This is a genomic window from Bradyrhizobium sp. RDI18 (assembly GCF_043203335.1).
GTDB classification, from domain to species: Bacteria; Pseudomonadota; Alphaproteobacteria; order Rhizobiales; family Xanthobacteraceae; genus Bradyrhizobium; species Bradyrhizobium retamae.
The window spans coordinates 1810843-1828574 of record NZ_JBICRN010000008.1 but is presented as its reverse complement, the minus strand read 5'-3'; the positions used below and the strand labels follow the sequence as shown (position 1 = coordinate 1828574).

Genomic DNA, 17732 nt, shown 5'->3' with positions numbered 1-17732 from the left:
CTCGCGGGGATATGTGAACCAGTTCACAAAGTGGAAAAATGTTCCGGCAAGGGCGTGCTGGCATCAGCCCCCTGAGCGGGGCATCATCGCCAGCCGTCGTCCAGTCCTATTAGCCGCGCCCTTTGGCGCGGCTGCGGTTCGCCGTCCTGTTCGAGCGGGGCTTGGCCTTGGCCGATCGCTTGCGCGGCGCGGGAGCGGCGGTGGGTTCGGAGGCCTGCACGCTGGCAAAGGATTGCCGCAAGCCGTCGATCGCTTCCGTCAGCGTTCCGACCTGCTCGGAAAGCTTCCTGGTGTCGGCCTGCTGCGCAGCGAGCAGGCGGCGCACCGTGAGCAGTTGATCCTGCACCACCTGCAACTGGTCGATCGATTCCTGTTGGGTCGCTTCCAAGCCCTTGGCCTTCTCGACCAGTTGCTCGGACGCTTGCGCGGCGCGCGCCTGCAATTGGCGGGTCGCGGCCGCGCGATCGGTCTCGGGAGCGCTGCCCGTATAGGCGCGCCACAGGGCGATAAAGCTTACTCCAAGCACGACAATGACGAGAGCCGCAGCGGCGATCGCAATCGGCTGACCGCCGAAACGCGCGACGGGGCTGGCACTCCGGGGGGCGAGTTCGAGCATGCGACTCCAAATCCGGACGTGATTTCAAGTCCCCAAATAGCACAGCCGCGCTGCCGTACAAACCCGGATTTGCCGGGCGGGTGAGGAATTCCGGCCAACCCCTTGGGAATCAGGCTTTTCTGCCGCGACCAGCGAAAGCTGGGTGTTCAGGTGCTATCGGACATGCGACTGGATGAATTGCCCGGCACAGGCCAGCGCGCGGCGCCCGTCTTCGAGATGGGCGTTCCAGACCGGCCAAGCGTGGATCATGTGTGGCCAGATCTGCAGCGTCACATCGACATCGGCCGCCCCCGCGGCCTCAGCAAGCCGCGTGGCGTCCGCCAGCAACGTCTCGGCCGATCCGACCTGAATCAGGACTGGTGGAATGCCCGTGAGATCGGCGAATAGCGGCGAGATCAGCGGATCACGGCGATCGATGGATGGCGGAGCATAGGCGTCCGCAAGTTCAGCCAGATAGGCCTTGTGAATCAGTGGATCGATGGCGTCCTTGGTGGCCAGTGTTTCGCCGGACATGGTAAGATCAGTCCACGGCGAAAGCAGCCAGGCGCAGGCGGGCAGCGGTTCTCCTGCCGCGCGCAGCCGGTTGATCAGCCCGAGCGTCAGGTTGCTGCCGGCGCTGTCGCCGCCGACCGCGATGCTCGTCGCCGCAATGCCTTGATTGCGTAAGAAACGCCACGCCGTCAGCGCGTCTTCATGGGCGGCGGGGTAGGGATGTTCAGGGGCAAGCCGGTAGTCGATCGCGAGCGTCCGCATGTCAGCGGCGCGCCCGGCCTCCGTCACCAGGCGGCGGTGGCTGACAATCGAGCCGGAGCAGTATCCGCCGCCGTGGAAATACAGCAGCACCAGCGACTTCTCGCTGCCGGGCACGATCGACCACTCGCCGGCAACGCCGTCGCAATCGACCGCCTCGCATTGAACGTCCGGCGCTACCGGCCAGGTCGATCCGACTTCGTCGAGCCGCTGCCGCCGCTCCGTCCATCCGACCGGCCGCGGCTTCGAACCCAGCAATACGCGGATGGCGTCGATCTCCCGGTGGGCCACGGCGTCTCTCCTGATGAGGCCGGCCATCATTGCACACCGTTTTGGATGAGCCAGCAGGCGGCCAAAATTTTTGTCGGCGGCCTTGAAACCAAAAGGCCGTTTTCTAATTTTTTTGCTGCCGCCGCTAAAGCGGTCCGGGCGCCTGATGGGCCCGGCCTTGAGACGGGCACCGGTCGTGTCCGGTGCCGCTCGTATCCAACTTGCTCCATGGAGGATTTGGCTATGCGCACATACGATTTCTCACCCCTCTGGCGCTCGACCATCGGCTTCGACCGCCTTTTCGACCTCGTCGAAACCGCGCAACGCGCCGGCGAGGATAATTACCCTCCCTACAACATCGAGCGGCTGGGCGAAGACCGCTATCAGATTTCGCTGGCCGTCGCCGGCTTCGCAGTCGACGAGATCTCCGTGACCGCCGAGCAGAATACGGTGACGATCGAAGGCCGCAAGGCCGAGAAGGACCAGCGCGAATATCTCTATCAGGGCATCTCCGCGCGTCCCTTCAAGCGCCAGTTCAGCCTTGCCGATCATGTGCAGGTGAAGAGCGCGTCGTTCGAGCACGGCCTGCTGCGGATCGAACTGTTCCGGGAAGTGCCGGAGGCGATGAAGCCACGCCGCATCGCGATCAACGGCGCAGCGCCGGGCAATGTTCAGCAGATCGAGGCGAAGGCGGCCTAAAGCCCGCCACGCCTCGCAAAGGGACCAAAGGCTCCCGCCCGAACATGTCGGGCGGGAAGCGTTTCCATCTTTGGGGAGGACAAGCTGATGATCGACCAGACGGATAACGTGTTTGATCTGAATGCCGTGCTGCATCCGGGAGCCGTGTTCGATCACCCGCGCGACGTGGTCGCCGACAGGACGCTTTCGCTCGCCGAAAAGCGCGCGATCCTGGCGTCCTGGGCTTCAGATGCGGCGGCGGTCGCTTCAAATCCCGCGCTGCGCGAGCTGGCAGGCACAAGGCGCACCGTGACGATCGATGAGGTGCTCGAAGCTCTCTCGATGCTCGACCCCAAACCGTCGGGACCACCCGGCGGCAAGCCGATGCGGCAAAAATCCACCTCACGCGTGGCGCTGGCAGCGTAGGCCCACAAGCAACCACCCCGAAAAAAGTTGCGGCCAGGCTTTGGGGGAAGCCTGGCCGCGCGCGAACCGGTCTGGGACGGGGAGGGGTGGGGATGTGACCGGGTCGCGGGTTCGTAAAATCCTTTGTTCGTTATCGATCGCGTGACGAGGCGGTAGCGACCGCCGGGCGGCTGTCACCGAGCGAGACCCATACGTTCGGGTCGCTCTGCGACTGACGCTTGACGAAGCGGTAGCCGGTCTCGGTCCAGGCCAGGACGTTTTCGTTCTGGTTGTCGAGAACGAACTCGCCCTTGTCGGTCTTCACCGTCAGCACTGCGTGGCCTTCGCCCTTCTTGTCGCGCACCACCGTGATCAGCAGCGCCTCGCGCGGCCATCCGGCATCGATCAACATCTTGCGCTTCAGAAGCACATAGTCCTCGCAGTCACCGTAACCGTCCGTCGGCAACGACCATTTCTCGATCACACCCCAATGATCCATGTCGGTGATCGGCTTGACGGTCTCGTTGACCCACTTGTTGACCCGCAGCAGATCCCGCCACGCCGTCTGCGACATCACGATGTCGCGCGGCTGTGACGCGCCGCGGCATTCGCTCGCGTTCTCGGCGCAGAATTCGACCCAACCGATCGGCGACCGCGCGGTATCGCCCAGGCTGGCATAGAGCGCGTCGCCGGCTTTCGCCGAGACGCTCATCGAAGCGTTGATCCCTATCAGGACGGCGATGACCGCCAGTCCCTTCCCCTGTCCCCTGAACAACATCGTGGCCCCCGTTTTTCTTGTTGGGACCACGTTTCGCACAAAGGATTTGCGCCGCCGCTAAGTCGGGCAAGTACATTTGACGTGAATACTAGTAAAGCTAGCAGCGAATTCGATCTATACTTGAATCGAATTCGAATAAAATTTGAAACGACTGCAATTGATTCAAATTTTACGGATTAACACTTGTGGCGCTGCAATAGCAGGGGATGCGCGGGCCAAAGCGCCCCGCGTTAACCGACTTTGGCCGGTGCCGGACAGCGAAAAGGCGGCATCCGGCAACCCGGATACCGCCTTTGAGGCTGAAAAATCAGGGATTTTTGGTGGCTGGTGCTTTACCGCGCGGTAACCGCGTCTTCGAGCGTCTCGGCGACTTGCTCATGGACGAACTCGAGCGCAAACCCTTCTTCGAGGTTTCGCACCACGCGGGACTGCACCTTGCCAAGCATGACCAGCGATTTCAGCGGCGGGCGGTTCTCCGCGGCGATCGCAGCGCCCGACAGTGACAGGTCGATGATGCGGCAGGTCATCTTGCTGCCGTCCTCGAGGGTCAGTAGCGCGATCGGGTTGCGCGGCACGATGCGGTCGTGGCGGCGGTCTTCGGGCAGATTGAGGATATCGCGGTTGGCGAGCCAGGTAAGCTGGGCGGCGAGCTTGTCGCGCTTGCGCGCGGTGGCGCCGACCGTCATGGCAAAGCCGTTGTCAATGATGCGGGTGATTTTGCCCTCGACCCGGCCGATATGGTCGAGATAGGCGATCACGCGATCGCCGACATTGCCGATGCCGGGCGCCAGCAGCGCCAGTCCACCCGGCGACATGTTAATAATCTGGCAAGGAAATTCGCGGCGATCCGGCAGCATGTAGCGGCCGAGCAAGTGAACCTTGACGCGCTGGAAGCGCCGCCGCTCCTCCGCGGACGGCACAGTGGTAGTTTTCTTTTGCGCAAACGACATCTTCGCCACCAGACAGCCGGTCCTTCGGCGTCAGGAAGACCCTAAGGCCGACAGGGTTAACGATGTGTTAGCGCTGGTTGCATGAGGGGCGGGCAATCACGCGGCCTGCGGTCGCGGCGCAACAATCCGGTTGTATCCCCATAACAATACTGGACAGGCAAGCAGGGCCACCGTCCCGAAGTCGAATGCCGCCGCTGCGCTGCCGCTCCATTTGGCGATGGCGCCGGCAACCGCTGGGCCGAGCATCATTGCGGCGTAAAAGACGGTGTAGAAAATACCCATCCCGATCGCACGCGTCTGAGGCTGCAACACGTGTGCGGGCAGGCTCATGATCGGCCCTGCGGGCAGGGCGCTGATCAAGCCTATCGTGATTACGAGGGGAAGCACTGCCGTGCTGCGAGGCAGCACGAGCATCAATAGCGCGAACACGACGCACCCGATGACAAGCACCGATTGCGGTCGCTTGGTCCAATCGGCCAGAAATCCGCCGACTGTTCCGCTGAACGCCGCGAGCCACAGCACGACGCTGATTGCCGAGCCAGCCGCCGTGATCGTCCAGCCGCGTTCGACCAGCAGGGTGGGGCCGAAACTGAAAATCGTCGCGAACCCGATGTTGAAGAAGCCCCAGGTCAGACCGGCGATGATCACGGCAAAGAGGGTGTTGCGGTCGAACCGTGAGGCGGCCGAAGGCGCGGCTGCTGCGGTTGACGGAGATCGATAGACCACAACAAGAAGCAGCATGCCGAGGGCGATCAGCGCGGCAATCGAAAGATAGGCCGCGCCGACGCCATAGGCGGTGCCGATTGCGGGCAAGGTCAAGAGCGATATGGCGATGCCGGCCGGCCACGAATTGACGAAGATGGCCATCGCGGTCGCGATTTCCTTGCCGGCGAACCAGTCGGTCACCATTTTCGTCAGCAAGACGTTGAGCAAGACGCCGCCACCGCCGGCGATCAGCCGTCCTGCGATCTGCCAGCCCCAGGACTCCGAGACCACCATGACCACCTGGCCGATCAACATCAGCACCAGCGCACCTGACACGGTGGCCTTGTCGCCAAGCCTTTTTCCGATCGCGCCGCCCGGCAACGAAAGCGCGACTCCCGGCGTGAAATAGAGGCCGATCAGGAGTCCGATATCGGCAAGGGTGGCATCGAATTTGGTGCCGAGCAGCGGCGCAACCGCAGCGACGCTCTGAAACTGGAACGCCATGGTGAGCCGCACGGTGAACAGAACGGCCAGAATGCCCCAGCGATTGCTCAACGCTCGCTCCTCGACCGGGTAGACCGACACTGCGTCGATGCTGGCGCAGTTATTGCGGGTCGCCTATTTCCGTACCAGTTGATTAAGGTCCTGCTTGATTGTGTTCAGCAGCGACTCCAACCGTTTTTGCCGGAATGCAAGTTGCTCCGGAGCAACTTCAACCGGACGCGCACGCATAGCGGTTCGAACCTGCGGACGCCTCGGAACTACAGAACGCACAGGTTCTTCAGCGTGCGGCTCGCTTTGACGAACTCGCCATGCAACACGTCATTGCGCCGTCCCATCAGCCAGAGGATCGCCCAATAGGATAGTGCGAGAAAAATTACGCAGAAAATACCGATCTCAAACATAGCTCACATCCAATGGGCCAAGTATCTCTGGCAACAGGGATTTCGGTCAAGTCTGCGAGAGGCCATTGTGCTTCGCATCGCTGCTTCGGTACGATTGGGGTTACCTGTCGCGCCCGGCCGGGCCGGCCCAAATGTCAGCAGGCGGAGGAATAGATGCCCGGAGTGAAGCGAGAGCGCGACGGCAAGGTCAGCGTGCTGATACTTGATGAGCCCGACACCCTGAACGCGATGACGCCCGCTCTCCTGGGGGACCTCGCCACTGCCATTGGTGAAGCTAACGATGACCCGCAGGTGAGGGCGTTGGTGCTGACGGGCGCCGGGCGTGGCTTCTGCTCGGGCCAGAACCTCAAGGCGGCGCAAATCCTGGGCGACGACATCGCGGCCGGCGTGATGAAATACTACTGGCCGGCGTTCAAAGCGCTACGCGAATGCCGCGTGCCGGTCGTGGTCGCGGTTAACGGCGTGGCGGCGGGCGGCGGATTCAGCCTTGCGATGGCGGGCGACATGATTGTTGCCGCACGTTCGGCGCGCTTCATTCAGGTGTTCAGCCGCATCGCGCTGGTCCCCGATCTTGGCTCGACCTGGCTGTTGCCACGCCTCATCGGCCGGCAGCGAGCGCTCGAATTGATGATGACCAACGAGCCGCTGTCTGCCGACCTCGCGAAGGAGTGGGGATTGGTCCGCGAAGTGTTCGACGATGCGGCGCTTCGGGACGGGGCGCTTGGGCTGGCGCGCCGGCTCGCTGATGGCCCGACGCGCGCGCTGGTCGCGACGCGCCGCCTGATCGACGAGAGCGAACACGCCAGCTATGCCGACCAGTTCCGCCGCGAGATCGAAACGCAGGCGGAAATTCGCCTGAGTGCGGACGCGGTGGAAGGGCGCAAAGCCTTCCTCGAGAAACGTGCGGCGGTGTTCACCGGACGCTGAGGCCGAAACTCAACCGACCTGGCCGACGAACTGCTGCAGTTCCGGGGTTCGCGGGGCGGCGAAGACCTCTTTCGGCACGCCTTCCTCATGCACCTTGCCGTGATGCATAAAGACGAGCTTGGTGCCGACGTCGCGGGCGAAGCGCATCTCGTGCGTCACCAGGATGAGCGTCATGCCCTCGCGCGCCAATTGCTCGACCACGCGCAGCACCTCGTTGACCAGTTCGGGGTCGAGGGCGGACGTGATCTCATCGCACAGCAACACCTTCGGCCGCATCGCCAGCGATCGCGCGATGGCGACACGCTGCTGCTGGCCGCCGGAAAGCTCGCTCGGATAGGCGTCCATCTTTTCCGACAGACCCACCTTCGCCAGTACTTCGGCGGCGGTGGCGCGGGCTTCGGCCTTCGATACCTTGTTGACGACGGTGGGCGCCAGCATAACGTTCTCGGCAGCGGTCAAATGCGGAAACAGGTTGAACTGCTGGAATACCATGCCGACATGGCGGCGCAGTTCGCGCAAATTGGTGTTGGTGCCGGCGACCTCGATGCCATCAGCGACGATGCTGCCGGATTGATAGGTCTCCAGGCCGTTGATGCAGCGGAGCAGGGTACTCTTGCCGGAGCCGGAGCGCCCGATGATCGCCACCACGTCGCCTTTGGCGATGTCGAGCGAGACGCCTTTCAGCACCTCATTGGTACCAAAACTCTTCCTGACGTCACGGATGCTAACGAGCGACATTGAGGCGGCCTTCAATTTTCTTCGCCCACCAGGACAGCGGGAAACACAGACAGAAATAGATCAGCGCGACCAGCGAGTAGACCAGGAACGGCCGGAAGGTCGCGTTGTTGAGCATGGTGCCGGCCTTGGTCAGCTCGACAAAGCCGATGATCGAGGCGAGCGCGGTGCCCTTGATCACCTGCACCGAAAACCCGACGGTCGGCGCCACCGCGATGCGCGAGGCCTGTGGCAGGATGACGTAGCGCATCTGTTCGATGTAGCTGAGGGCGAGGCTGGAGGAGGCCTCCCACTGGCCCTTCGGGATCGCTTCGACGCAGCCACGCCAGATCTCGGTCAGGAACGCGCTGGTCCAGAACGTCAGCGCCAGCGTCGCGGCCATCCACGGCGAGACCTCGACGCCAAACAGCGCGATGCCGAAGAAGAACAGGAACAACTGCATCAATAGCGGCGTGCCCTGGAAGAATTCGATGTAGATCTTGGTGAACCATTCCAGCGGCGCGATCCGCGAGGTGCGCATGAACAGCAGCACCAGTCCGACGATGCCGCCGCAAACGAACGCAATCAGCGACAGCACGATGGTCCACTGCGTGGCGATCAAGAGGTTGGAGAGGATGTCCCAGAAGCTGAACTGCAGCATGGTTCACCTCGCCTTGAAGATGACGCGGCCGAGCGCCCGCAAGAGCGAACGCGTCAGCATCGCCAGCAGGAGGTAGGCCAGCGCGGCGAACAGGTAGACCTCGAAGTTGCGAAAATTTCGCGATGCCACATAGTTCGCGGCATAGGTGAGGTCTTCCGCCGAAATCTGCGACACCACCGCCGAGCCCAACATCACGATGATGATCTGCGACGACAGCGCTGGATAGATTTTTCGGAATGCCTGGTTCAGCACAATGTGGCGCAGCACCTCCCACTTGCTCATCGCAAGGCTCAGGCCGGCCTCGATATGGCCTTTCGGAACCGCCTCGATGCCGGCGCGGATGATCTCGGTCGAGTAAGCGCCGAGATTGATCACCATGGCGAGGAAGGCGGCGGTGGTCTCGCTGAGTTTCAGCCCGAGCGCCGGCAGGCCGAAGAAGATGAAGAACAACTGCACGATGAACGGCGTGTTGCGGATCAATTCCACGTACACAGCGACGATACGGCCCAGCCAGCCGGGGCCGAAGGTGCGCGCCGCGGCGCCCGCGGTGCCGACCGCGATGCCGGCCACCGTCGACACGATCGTCAGCACGATCGTGAAGACCAGCCCGTACAGCAGCACGTTCCAGTAGGGCAGCAGTTCGGCGAATTGCAGTTTGTAAGACACTGCGCGCCTCGGCGTTACGTCAGAAGCCGGGCGGTAGCGGTGCTTTCAGCCACTTCTCCGACAGTTTTCCGATCTCGCCAGACGCCTTCGCCTTGGTGATGATCTCGTTGACCTTGGCGAGCAGCGCCGGCTCGTTCTTGTTGAGCCCGACATAGCAGGGGCTGTCCTTGATCACGAATTTCAGCGTCGGCGCGCGGGCAGGGACCTTCTCGGCGATGGCGGCGGCGACGGTATTGCCGGTGGCAATCAGGTCGACCTGGCCGGACACGAAGGCCGCGATGGTCGCGTTGTTGTCCTCGAAACGCTTGACGGTCGCATCCGGCGGCGCCGAGGCGGTCAGCGCCTGCTCCTCGATCGCGCCGCGGGTGGCGCCGATGGTCTTGCCCTTTAAGTCGGCTGCGCTCGTCACCGTGATCGCCTTGGTGCCGAACACGCCGGAGAAGAACGGCGCATAGGCGATGGAGAAGTCGATGACCTTTTCGCGCTCCTCGTTCTTGCCGAGGCTGGAAATCACCAGGTCGGCCTTGTTGGTCTGCAAATAGGGAATGCGGTTGGCACTGGTCACCGGAATGATTTCGGTCTTCACTCCGAGTTCCTTGCCGATCAGATTGGCCATGTCGATGTCGTAGCCCTGCGGCTTGAGATCGAGCCCGGCGGAGCCGAACGGCGCAAAATCCTGCGGCACGGCGATCTTGATCACCTTGGACTTCATGATCGAATCGAGGGCGTCGGCATGGGCCTGCGTCGCCACCGCGGCAATGGCCAGTGCGGCGGCAAGCATCAGTCTCTTGAACAGCATACTCAGGATCTCCGAGGTTACGGCAAATACGCGCCTCCGAGATTTTCTCTCGGTGCGTCTCATTCAGCGGATGTGGCCCGGCTCCACGTCGCGGTTCGACCCTGCCTGACGCCTCGCATTTAGGCAATGCTTGGCCGTGCTTTTTTGGAGGCTTTTTGTGGGTCGATTTCGAGCATGATCACACGACCATGCGTTGGGCTGCAGCGTTCGACAGACCCGACGGTTCGTGACTACCGCAGGCCCTCATACACCATGAAGCCGCGCGCGATCGCGAGCTTGCGCAAGGCGCGCGGGACGAATTTTTGCGGCCGATGCAGATAGCGCCACGACGTCACCTTGAAATCCCTGATCGTGCCGAGATCGCTTTCGAACGGCGCCAGCAATCCGGTCAGGCTGATCGGCGCATGCGCGCGGTTGTTGAAAGGCAGCAGCAGCAACTCCAGATGCGCCGTCGTACCATCTTGCGAAGTCGCGGTGATGCCGGCAATCGCCGCCAGCATTTCTTCGGCGACGTAGCTGATGATGTCCTCGATCTCGCGGCGGCTGTCCGGGGTGAACAGCGCCGAGAAACTCGTGTCCTTCAGGTCGCGGCCGAGCAGGGCGCAGACCCGCGTCCCGGCGACACGAAACGGATAGCCGGCCTCGTTGTCATAGGACAGCACGAAGATGTCGCCGAGCAGCTCGCGCACCGCGCCGGGTTCGATCTCGCTACGGTCCGGTGCCCGCGCGTCGCCGCGTTTCGCGTCCCAATAGGCGAAGAACTCGCGGCTCGATGGGTGTTTCATGCTTACCTTCCCCGGCTTGCCTTGGCGGGACACTTCTGTCCCGTTTTGCGCAACACGCCTTCCCTTGTTCGTTGTGCAGGACAGGCTGTGCAGCGTCCATGCCGGGGACGCGATTTGGCCGCGTGGGGCGCGGCTTTGCGTTGTTAACGTTAAATTAACTATGAGGTTGGCGGTGACGCTGCGGCGCGCGTAATGTGGAACACATCAGGCGGCGCCGGCTTATCTGTCCGGCGCGGTTGGTACACAGGTGGCGTCAAACAGTTTGGTCATCGCGCGGGGAGGGGCGGGGATGTGATCCCGGCTCCGGGCGCGAAAAGGCCAGCAAGACAAGGGAGAGCTTTCTCAGAGCTCTCCCTTTTTCTTTGAGAGAAGGTGGCCGCACCCGTGTCCCGGACGCGACGCGGCACGCAGTGACGCGACGCAGAGCCGGGACCCAGGCTGCTGCAGTGGGTCCCGGCTCTGCGTCGCACCGCCAAGGGCTGCGCCGCGTCCGGGACACAGTTAGCTGCGATTGTGCACTTGCACAGGGCGGGCAAAGCCGCCTATCTGGGCCCATACGACTCGAAGCCGCCAGCTAAGGTCCTGGACCCCTTGGAATCCCAGTCTTACTCATCCCCGGTCGGGCCGCCGGACGCCCCGCACGAGCCGATCTTGACGCTACCGGGCGCGCTCACAGCCTATATCGCGCTGATCGCTGCGATTCATTTGCGGGTGCTGCTGCCGGTTGAGCTGGAGAATTGGACCATCGACGTCTTCGGCTTCATTCCGAAGCGCTACGACTCCACCTTACTCAACATCACCTTTCCCGGCGGGGCCGGCGCCAAGGTATGGACCTTCGTCACCTATTCGCTGCTGCATGCCAATCTCAGCCATATCGGCTTCAACCTGTTGTGGCTGTTGCCGTTCGGCAGCGCGCTGGCGCGTCGGTTCGGTGCCGTCAGGTTCTTCGTCTTCATGGCGGTGACGGCCGCGGCGGGCGCCCTGGCGCATCTCGTCACCCATGAACACACGATCGCTCCAATGATCGGTGCCTCGGCCTCGGTATCCGGCGCCATGGCCGCCGCCATCCGCTTTGCCTTCGTGCGGGGAAGTTTTCTTTCGTTCCACCGGGGCGATGCGGATGCCGCCGCGAAGGTTCCGGCGCTGTCGCTTTCCCGGGCGTTGCGCAACGCGCGCGTGCTCGGATTTCTGGCGGTGTGGTTCGGCGTCAACATCATCTTCGGCCTTGGGTCGATTTCGATCGGCGCCGAAGGCGCCAGCGTTGCTTGGCAGGCGCATATCGGCGGATTTCTCGCCGGCCTGATGTTGTTTTCGCTGTTCGATCCGGTACCGCGTGCGACGCCGCATGCCGCGGATGCTTCGTGGCCGGACGAGTCTGGCCGCGTCTGATCGCCGCTTGCGGCGAGGGCCGATTTCATTCATCATCCGCACTGGGTTGTAACGCAAGCCAATGCCGCTGCCATGGATGACAGCCGCGCTTGCAAACCGCGCCCTGAAACGAAACCGGCGCGGAACTGTTGATTGAAGACTCACGAACAAGTCCGGCCCCTTGGGCACGAACGGATTCAGGGAGGCGACAATGACGGTACGTTCAATTCTCGACACCAAGGGCCATCAGATCACGAGCATCGAGCCGGATGCCAAGCTTTCGGCCGCGATCAAGATCCTTGGCGAACGCAAGATCGGCGCCGTGCTGGTGATGAACCAGGGACGCGTGGAGGGGATCCTTTCGGAGCGCGATATTGTCCGCGTGTTGGGCGAGCGCGGCGCCAGGGTGCTCGAGGAGCCGGTCAGCGAGGTCATGACGACCAAGGTCGTGAGTTGCCGGCAGTCCGACACCGTCGCGGGGATCATGGAAATGATGACGCTCGGCAAGTTCAGGCATCTGCCCGTTATCGAGGAGGGCAAGGTGGTTGGCCTGATATCGATCGGCGACATCGTCAAGCGCCGTGTCCAGGAATATGAGGCCGAGCAGGAGGCGCTGCGCGACTACATCAAGACGGCGTGAGCTTTTTTTGACGCGTTTTCTTGGCGTGTTTTCTTGGCGTGAGCCGGTGACCACCCTCGGATAACGTCCGAGGGCAAGCTTGGCTTGAGAACGCTACGCTATTCCTTGTCAGGCTTTTCGAGCGCCTTCTCGGCTTCGATCTGCGGCGGCGCGAGGATATGGATCGCCTCCTGGATCGAGTCGATCGCCCGCTCGGCCGCTTTCACGCCATGGGCGATCAGATCGTCAGCGCGATGAAAATCGAACCAGCCGATCTTGCCGACGCGGGGCGAGATCAGGAGGTCTGGCGGATCGCCGGCAAGCCGAGCGCGGGTGATGCGGTCCTGCATGATGTTGAAGGCATCGACCATGACCGAGGAGATGCCCGGACGTCCGCCGCCACCGAAGAATTCACGCTTCATCGTGCGCTCGGCGGAGAAGAATTTTCCGATGCCGCGTTTGCGCGGCTCGGGTTCGGGCAGCGCTTCCGGCATCACTGATACCGAAACGCCAGCCGTCTGGCCGTGGGAATAGATCGTCGTGGCGTGCGCGAAGACATCGCTGGAGAGATTGGCAGCGATCACGATTTCCGCGCCGAGCGCGCGCGCCGCCGACACCGGCACCGGATTGACCAGGGCGCCGTCAACCAGCCAACGGTCGCCAACCAGGATCGGCGAGAATATTCCCGGCAGCGCGTAGGAGGCACGCATCGCGTCCACCATTGGGCCATGGGTCAGCCAGATTTCGTGGCCGGTGCGCACTTCGGTCGCGACGGTGGCGAATTTCACCGGCAGATCCTCGATCAGGCTTTGGCCGAGCGCCGCCTCCAGTTGGGCCGCAAGCTTCGCGCCGCCGATCAGGCCCGAACCGTTCAGACGGATATCGAGATAGGAGAGGACCGTTCGCGGCTGCAGGCTGCGTGCCCATTCTTCCAGCGTGTCGAGATGTCCGGCAGCATAGGCGCCGCCGACCACGGCTCCGATCGACGTTCCCACCACGACGTTGGGCACGATTCCGTGAGCCACCAGCGTCCGGACGATGCCGATATGGGCAAAGCCGCGTGCGGCGCCGCCACCCAGCGCAAGTCCGATCACCGGCCGGCGGATACTGCCGAGCCCCACCTTGTCGTGGGCATCGGAGCTTTTCTGGCCGCGGCCCATCCAGCTATCCAACACGCATGCTCTCCGGCTTCAACGTTAACCGCCGCGGCGCCGCGGCGCCAGAATTGTCCATTCCAATCCGGATGCATGGTTTATGCCCGGCGAATGCCGGCCTAGGCAGGGAATGTGACTGGACCACGACCGCTGCATTAACATTGGGTCCCGGTGCGGGTTCCGCCAGCTGGCGCCGCTCGCCAAACTTCGGCCACGAAGGCTTGAATTTGCCGCGTTTTAAGTGAAAAGCATGGCGATGATTTCGGGCGGTAACGGTATCGTAGAATACGGGCGGGGCAGATGGCCTTTTCCGGCGCTGGCGGTCGCCTTCACGCTGGTTGGCTTGCTTCTTCCAGCCCCGGTCTCGGCCCAGTGGTTCTCGGACCGCCCGCCACCGGTGCCGCCCGCCGTGGTTCCGGACACTCAGACCGGGCCTGCCATGAATCTGGCGCCGCCATCGGGGACGGGGGCGATTCCACCGCTTCCCGCGCCGCTGAACCAGCCGACCATCGTTCAGCCACAAGTCACCGCCGTGCCGCCGGTGGTACCGCCGCCGGGTGCGGCCACTGCAGGTCAGGGGGTGCTATCGCTGACGGCGCGCTACGGCAAGGATCTGCCTGTCATCAACGGCGGACTGGTGTGGCGGGTATTTGCCGACAAGCCCGACGATACCGGCACGTTTAAGCTGATCCGCGAGGAGCGTGGCGCGACCCCAAACATCGTGCTGCCGCCCGGTAATTACGTCGTCCATGTCGCTCTCGGCCTGGTCAGCGCGGTGCGGGCGGTGAGCCTGAAGGCTGAGACGGACCGCGTGGCTTTCGTGCTTCCGGCCGGCGGACTGCGCATCGAAGGCCGCGTCGGCACCAGCAAGATTCCCCGAACCAGATATCGTTCGCGATCTACAAGGGCAGCCAATTCGAAGGCTCCGAACGCACCCCACTGCTTCCGAACGTCGCCGCGGGCGACGTCGCGCTGCTGCCGGAGGGCACCTACTACATCATCTCCAACTATGGCGATGCCAATTCGGTGGTGCGTTCCGACATCCGCGTCCAGGCTAGCAAGCTGACGGACGTGACAGTCTCCCACCGCGCGGCGGTGATTACGCTGAAGCTGGTCAGCGACAGGGGCGGCGAGGCGCTCGCCAACACCGCATGGTCGGTGATCACGCCGGGCGGCGACGTCATCAAGGAATCGATCGGCGCGTTTCCGCGCGTGGTGCTGTCCGAAGGCGAGTACCGCGCGATTGCCAAGAACGAAGGCAAGGTGTTCGAGCGCTCCTTCAACGTCGTCAACGGCGTCGACGGCGAGGTCGAGGTCGTGGCGCGCTGACCAGCGCTTTGACCGTCATAGTCTCTAACGTGCACTAACCATCGCACAGCTTAAAACTGTCATAATCGCCATATCGGCGTACCGCCGCCGCCATTTTTACACAGCCTTAAACCCGGCTGCATTGGATGCCCCAGGATTGAGCGCGGGGCGCGCGCGTAGTGGGGCAGGTTATGGTTGCGGCCAATAGATCATCGAAAAAGTCGTCAGAAAAATTCAACACCGAGATGTTCGCCGACGTACCGGTCCTGAAGCGCAAATGGCAGGCTGCGTTGCGCCCGGGCGAGAAGCTGCCACGCTATGAAGACGTCATGCTCGGCAGCCTCGGCCGGCTGGCGGATCACGTCGTGCTGCTTCGGAACGACAACGACACGCTCTCCGTCTCGCACACCGGCCGCTACGTCCAGCAATGGCTGAATGATGATCGCTGGGACATTTCCTTAAGCGCATTGCCGCCGGATTGCGCGACCGCGCTCGGCGAGGCGGCATCCAACGCGCTGCAGAACGACCGTCCGTACCTCGCCACGGCGCATTGCGTGCGCGACGGGCTGGTTCGGACCTATGACGTGCTGGCGCTGCCGACGTCGTCGCGCTGGGGCGGAACCCTGATCGGCGCCTATGTCAACGAGCGTGACGCGCAATTCAACCTGCTGGACACGATCTTCTCTGCGACTGACGAGGGCATGCTGTCGCTGGCTGCGATTCGCGATGCGAATGGCCGCCCGTCCGATTTTCAGATCGTTCACCTCAATCAGGGAGCGGCGCGGCTATTGCGGCAGCCGTCGACGGAATTGTTATGGCGACGGCTTGCCGCGGGGGAAACCTGCTGAGTACGCCGGAGGTGATCCGTCGCCTTCGCGACATCGTCATCAGCGGCAATGGCGATCAGATCGAAATCGATAGCGAGGACCGCTGCCTGCGACTGGGCGTGACGGTGTTCGGCGACATGCTCTCCCTGACGGTTTCCGACGTTACGGCGCTGAAGCGACGCGAAGTTTCGTTCCGCCTGCTGTTCGACAACAATCCGATGCCGATGTGGGTGTTCGATGCCGAAACGACTCAATTCCTGAACGTCAACGACGCGGCCGTGCGCCATTACGGCTACCCGCGCGAAACATTTCTGCAGATGCAGCTTCGCCAGATCTGGCCGGAGGACGAATGGGCCAGCCACAGTCAGGCGCTGCGGCAGCTCGGCGACATCTACAATTCGAGCCGCGACTGGCGGCATCTCAAGGCCGACGGCAGCGAAATCCACGTGCTGACGTTCGGACGGCGCGTCGCCTTCGACGGACACGACGGCTATCTGGTGGCCGTAGTCGATATTACGGAGCGCCGCGCGGCGGAGGCGCGGATCGCTCACATGGCCCATCACGACGGCCTGACCAACCTGCCGAACCGCGACTTCTATCAGGAGCGTCTGCGCCAGGCGCTCGGGCGGGCCGTATCCGGCAACAGGCGCGTGGCGGTGCTGTGCGTCGATCTCGACCTGTTCAAGAACGTCAACGATTCGTTCGGTCACCCGATGGGTGACCGTCTGCTGAAGGCGGTGGCCGAGCGGTTGAAGTCCGAGGTTCGCGGCGACAATCTCGTCGCCCGGCTTGGCGGCGACGAATTCGCGATCGTGCTGGTCTCGGAGGTGTCGCCGAACGAGGTGAGCGACTTTGCCGACCGACTGATCGGTGTGTTCAGCGCCCCCTACGACCTCGATGGTATCGAGGTCGTCATCGGTGCCAGCGTCGGCATCGCGCTGTCGCCCGGCGATGGTGCAAGCTGCGAGGAATTGATGCGCAACGCCGACATGGCGCTCTATCGGGCGAAATCGGACGGCGGCAACGTTCATCGCTTCTTCGAACGCGAGATGGACCGGCAGGCGCAGAAACGCCGCGACATGGAGCGCGATCTGCGCCGCGCCTTCGCGAGCGGCGAATTCGAACTGCACTATCAGCCGCTGGTGGATATCTCAGCCAACCGCATCAGCGGTTTCGAATCGCTGTTGCGCTGGCGCAGTCCGGAAAAGGGCATGATCTCGCCGGCCGAGTTCATTCCGGTCGCCGAGGATATCGGATTGATCGTGGCGCTGGGCGAGTGGGTGCTGCGCGAGGCCTGTTCGGAGGCCGTGAACTGGCCGGAGGACGTCAAGGTCGCCGTCAACCTGTCGCCGGTCCAGTTCCGCAGCCGCAACCTGGTCCAGGCGGTGATTGCGGCGCTGGCGCATTCAGGTCTGTCGCCGCGGCGGCTCGAACTTGAAATTACCGAATCGGTCTTCTTGGCAGAGACCGAGGCCAATCTGGCTATTCTGCATCAGCTTCGCGAACTCGGCGTCAGCATATCCATGGATGACTTCGGCACCGGCTATTCGAGCCTGAGCTACTTGCGGAGTTTTCCATTCGACAAGATCAAGATAGATCGCTCATTCGTAAAAGACCTCGCCCAGCGGACCGACTGTGTCGCGATCGTACGCGCCATCTCCGGCCTCGGGCGCAGCCTGAACATCACGACGACGGCGGAAGGCGTCGAGACCATGGACCAGCTCGATTGGCTGCGCGCCGAAGGCTGCAACGAGGTGCAGGGCTTTCTGTTCAGCGCAGCAAAGCCGGCATCCGAACTCAAGGCGCTGCTGTCCGGGTTTGGCAGCCGGGCCTCGAAGGCGGCGTAA

The 17732-nt window shown here is 63.0% G+C and carries 18 protein-coding genes and 2 pseudogenes; 8 read left to right on the top strand and 12 right to left on the bottom strand.

Annotation, left to right across the window (positions count from 1 at the left end; all coding sequences use genetic code 11):
- Nucleotides 1-109: 109 nt before the first annotated feature.
- Together ACFXS9_RS17920 and ACFXS9_RS17915 are read right to left on the bottom strand one after the other, a co-directional pair.
- On the bottom strand, nucleotides 110-616 hold the full coding sequence (locus ACFXS9_RS17920; RefSeq protein WP_392690770.1) for a hypothetical protein: 507 nt from the start codon (nucleotides 614-616) through the stop codon (nucleotides 110-112).
- 153 nt (nucleotides 617-769) lie between these two features.
- Nucleotides 770-1657, bottom strand: coding sequence for an alpha/beta hydrolase (locus ACFXS9_RS17915; protein WP_392690768.1), 888 nt, complete (start codon nucleotides 1655-1657; stop codon nucleotides 770-772).
- Nucleotides 1658-1879: 222 nt separating this feature from the next.
- Here ACFXS9_RS17915 and ACFXS9_RS17910 point away from each other — a divergent pair, with 222 nt between their 5' ends.
- Together ACFXS9_RS17910 and ACFXS9_RS17905 are read left to right on the top strand one after the other, a co-directional pair.
- Entirely contained in the window at nucleotides 1880-2335 is a 456-nt protein-coding gene (locus ACFXS9_RS17910) for an Hsp20 family protein (protein WP_392690766.1), read from the top strand.
- An 87-nt stretch (nucleotides 2336-2422) separates the two neighbouring features.
- Nucleotides 2423-2740 carry a hypothetical protein gene (locus tag ACFXS9_RS17905; protein WP_392690764.1) on the top strand — a complete coding sequence of 106 codons (318 nt, stop codon included), beginning with the start codon at nucleotides 2423-2425 and terminating at the stop codon, nucleotides 2738-2740.
- Between the two features lie 130 nt (nucleotides 2741-2870).
- Here the strand turns inward: ACFXS9_RS17905 and ACFXS9_RS17900 are convergent, their stop codons facing one another.
- Nucleotides 2871-3497: a transglutaminase-like cysteine peptidase gene (locus ACFXS9_RS17900; protein WP_392690762.1), complete on the bottom strand. Its 627-nt coding sequence runs from the start codon at nucleotides 3495-3497 to the stop codon at nucleotides 2871-2873.
- Nucleotides 3498-3639: 142 nt separating this feature from the next.
- Here ACFXS9_RS17900 and ACFXS9_RS17895 point away from each other — a divergent pair, with 142 nt between their 5' ends.
- Entirely contained in the window at nucleotides 3640-3843 is a 204-nt protein-coding gene (locus ACFXS9_RS17895) for a hypothetical protein (RefSeq protein WP_392690760.1), read from the top strand.
- On the opposite strand, the gene ACFXS9_RS17890 is transcribed toward ACFXS9_RS17895, so the two are convergent.
- From ACFXS9_RS17890 to ACFXS9_RS17880, 3 genes are all read right to left on the bottom strand, one after another.
- Nucleotides 3830-4447, bottom strand: coding sequence for a PilZ domain-containing protein (locus ACFXS9_RS17890; protein ID WP_057843932.1), 618 nt, complete (start codon nucleotides 4445-4447; stop codon nucleotides 3830-3832). The genes ACFXS9_RS17895 and ACFXS9_RS17890 overlap by 14 nt on opposite strands.
- Before the next feature lie 96 nt (nucleotides 4448-4543).
- Nucleotides 4544-5707 (bottom strand): CynX/NimT family MFS transporter, encoded by a 1164-nt coding sequence (locus ACFXS9_RS17885; protein ID WP_392690758.1) that lies wholly within the window; start codon nucleotides 5705-5707, stop codon nucleotides 4544-4546.
- 206 nt (nucleotides 5708-5913) lie between these two features.
- Nucleotides 5914-6057, bottom strand: coding sequence for a hypothetical protein (locus ACFXS9_RS17880; RefSeq protein ID WP_392690756.1), 144 nt, complete (start codon nucleotides 6055-6057; stop codon nucleotides 5914-5916).
- A 153-nt stretch (nucleotides 6058-6210) separates the two neighbouring features.
- Between ACFXS9_RS17880 and ACFXS9_RS17875 the strand changes: the two genes are divergently transcribed.
- Nucleotides 6211-6984: an enoyl-CoA hydratase-related protein gene (locus tag ACFXS9_RS17875; RefSeq protein WP_392690754.1), complete on the top strand. Its 774-nt coding sequence runs from the start codon at nucleotides 6211-6213 to the stop codon at nucleotides 6982-6984.
- Between the two features lie 9 nt (nucleotides 6985-6993).
- Here ACFXS9_RS17875 and ACFXS9_RS17870 read toward each other — a convergent pair whose 3' ends face one another.
- The 5 genes from ACFXS9_RS17870 to ACFXS9_RS17850 all read right to left on the bottom strand — a co-directional run bounded on the left by ACFXS9_RS17870 (nucleotide 6994) and on the right by ACFXS9_RS17850 (nucleotide 10609).
- Nucleotides 6994-7722 carry an amino acid ABC transporter ATP-binding protein gene (locus tag ACFXS9_RS17870; protein ID WP_392690752.1) on the bottom strand — a complete coding sequence of 243 codons (729 nt, stop codon included), beginning with the start codon at nucleotides 7720-7722 and terminating at the stop codon, nucleotides 6994-6996.
- Nucleotides 7709-8359 (bottom strand): amino acid ABC transporter permease, encoded by a 651-nt coding sequence (locus ACFXS9_RS17865; protein ID WP_213245717.1) that lies wholly within the window; start codon nucleotides 8357-8359, stop codon nucleotides 7709-7711. Before ACFXS9_RS17865 ends, ACFXS9_RS17870 begins: the two co-directional genes overlap by 14 nt.
- A gap of 3 nt (nucleotides 8360-8362) precedes the next feature.
- The gene (locus tag ACFXS9_RS17860) at nucleotides 8363-9025 is read right to left on the bottom strand and encodes an amino acid ABC transporter permease (protein WP_392690750.1); all 663 of its coding nucleotides are present in this window, start codon (nucleotides 9023-9025) and stop codon (nucleotides 8363-8365) included.
- A 19-nt stretch (nucleotides 9026-9044) separates the two neighbouring features.
- Nucleotides 9045-9824 carry a transporter substrate-binding domain-containing protein gene (locus ACFXS9_RS17855; protein ID WP_392690748.1) on the bottom strand — a complete coding sequence of 260 codons (780 nt, stop codon included), beginning with the start codon at nucleotides 9822-9824 and terminating at the stop codon, nucleotides 9045-9047.
- A 230-nt stretch (nucleotides 9825-10054) separates the two neighbouring features.
- On the bottom strand, nucleotides 10055-10609 hold the full coding sequence (locus ACFXS9_RS17850; protein WP_392690747.1) for a PAS domain-containing protein: 555 nt from the start codon (nucleotides 10607-10609) through the stop codon (nucleotides 10055-10057).
- Between the two features lie 591 nt (nucleotides 10610-11200).
- On the opposite strand from ACFXS9_RS17850, the gene ACFXS9_RS17845 reads away from it, so the two are divergent.
- Together ACFXS9_RS17845 and ACFXS9_RS17840 are read left to right on the top strand one after the other, a co-directional pair.
- Nucleotides 11201-11998 carry a rhomboid family intramembrane serine protease gene (locus ACFXS9_RS17845; protein WP_392690745.1) on the top strand — a complete coding sequence of 266 codons (798 nt, stop codon included), beginning with the start codon at nucleotides 11201-11203 and terminating at the stop codon, nucleotides 11996-11998.
- Nucleotides 11999-12188: 190 nt separating this feature from the next.
- Nucleotides 12189-12617: a CBS domain-containing protein gene (locus ACFXS9_RS17840; RefSeq protein WP_028349147.1), complete on the top strand. Its 429-nt coding sequence runs from the start codon at nucleotides 12189-12191 to the stop codon at nucleotides 12615-12617.
- 98 nt (nucleotides 12618-12715) lie between these two features.
- Here the strand turns inward: ACFXS9_RS17840 and ACFXS9_RS17835 are convergent, their stop codons facing one another.
- Complete coding sequence (locus tag ACFXS9_RS17835; protein WP_392690743.1) at nucleotides 12716-13771, bottom strand: patatin-like phospholipase family protein; 1056 nt, start codon at nucleotides 13769-13771, stop codon at nucleotides 12716-12718.
- A gap of 235 nt (nucleotides 13772-14006) precedes the next feature.
- Here ACFXS9_RS17835 and ACFXS9_RS17830 point away from each other — a divergent pair.
- Nucleotides 14007-15079 (top strand): annotated as a pseudogene (locus ACFXS9_RS17830) (hypothetical protein).
- 170 nt (nucleotides 15080-15249) lie between these two features.
- Nucleotides 15250-17732, top strand: a pseudogene (locus tag ACFXS9_RS17825) (putative bifunctional diguanylate cyclase/phosphodiesterase).

Bases quoted from the DNA above. Each gene is read 5' to 3' on its own strand.
- ACFXS9_RS17920 (WP_392690770.1), bottom strand. From the start codon at position 616: ATGCTCGAACTCGCCCCCCGGAGTGCCAGCCCCGTCGCGCGTTTCGGC.
- ACFXS9_RS17910 (WP_392690766.1), top strand. From the start codon at position 1,880: ATGCGCACATACGATTTCTCACCCCTCTGGCGCTCGACCATCGGCTTC.
- ACFXS9_RS17905 (WP_392690764.1), top strand. From the start codon at position 2,423: ATGATCGACCAGACGGATAACGTGTTTGATCTGAATGCCGTGCTGCAT.
- ACFXS9_RS17900 (WP_392690762.1), bottom strand. From the start codon at position 3,497: ATGTTGTTCAGGGGACAGGGGAAGGGACTGGCGGTCATCGCCGTCCTG.
- ACFXS9_RS17890 (WP_057843932.1), bottom strand. From the start codon at position 4,447: ATGTCGTTTGCGCAAAAGAAAACTACCACTGTGCCGTCCGCGGAGGAG.
- ACFXS9_RS17880 (WP_392690756.1), bottom strand. From the start codon at position 6,057: ATGTTTGAGATCGGTATTTTCTGCGTAATTTTTCTCGCACTATCCTAT.
- ACFXS9_RS17875 (WP_392690754.1), top strand. From the start codon at position 6,211: ATGCCCGGAGTGAAGCGAGAGCGCGACGGCAAGGTCAGCGTGCTGATA.
- ACFXS9_RS17870 (WP_392690752.1), bottom strand. From the start codon at position 7,722: ATGTCGCTCGTTAGCATCCGTGACGTCAGGAAGAGTTTTGGTACCAAT.
- ACFXS9_RS17865 (WP_213245717.1), bottom strand. From the start codon at position 8,359: ATGCTGCAGTTCAGCTTCTGGGACATCCTCTCCAACCTCTTGATCGCC.
- ACFXS9_RS17855 (WP_392690748.1), bottom strand. From the start codon at position 9,824: ATGCTGTTCAAGAGACTGATGCTTGCCGCCGCACTGGCCATTGCCGCG.
- ACFXS9_RS17850 (WP_392690747.1), bottom strand. From the start codon at position 10,609: ATGAAACACCCATCGAGCCGCGAGTTCTTCGCCTATTGGGACGCGAAA.
- ACFXS9_RS17840 (WP_028349147.1), top strand. From the start codon at position 12,189: ATGACGGTACGTTCAATTCTCGACACCAAGGGCCATCAGATCACGAGC.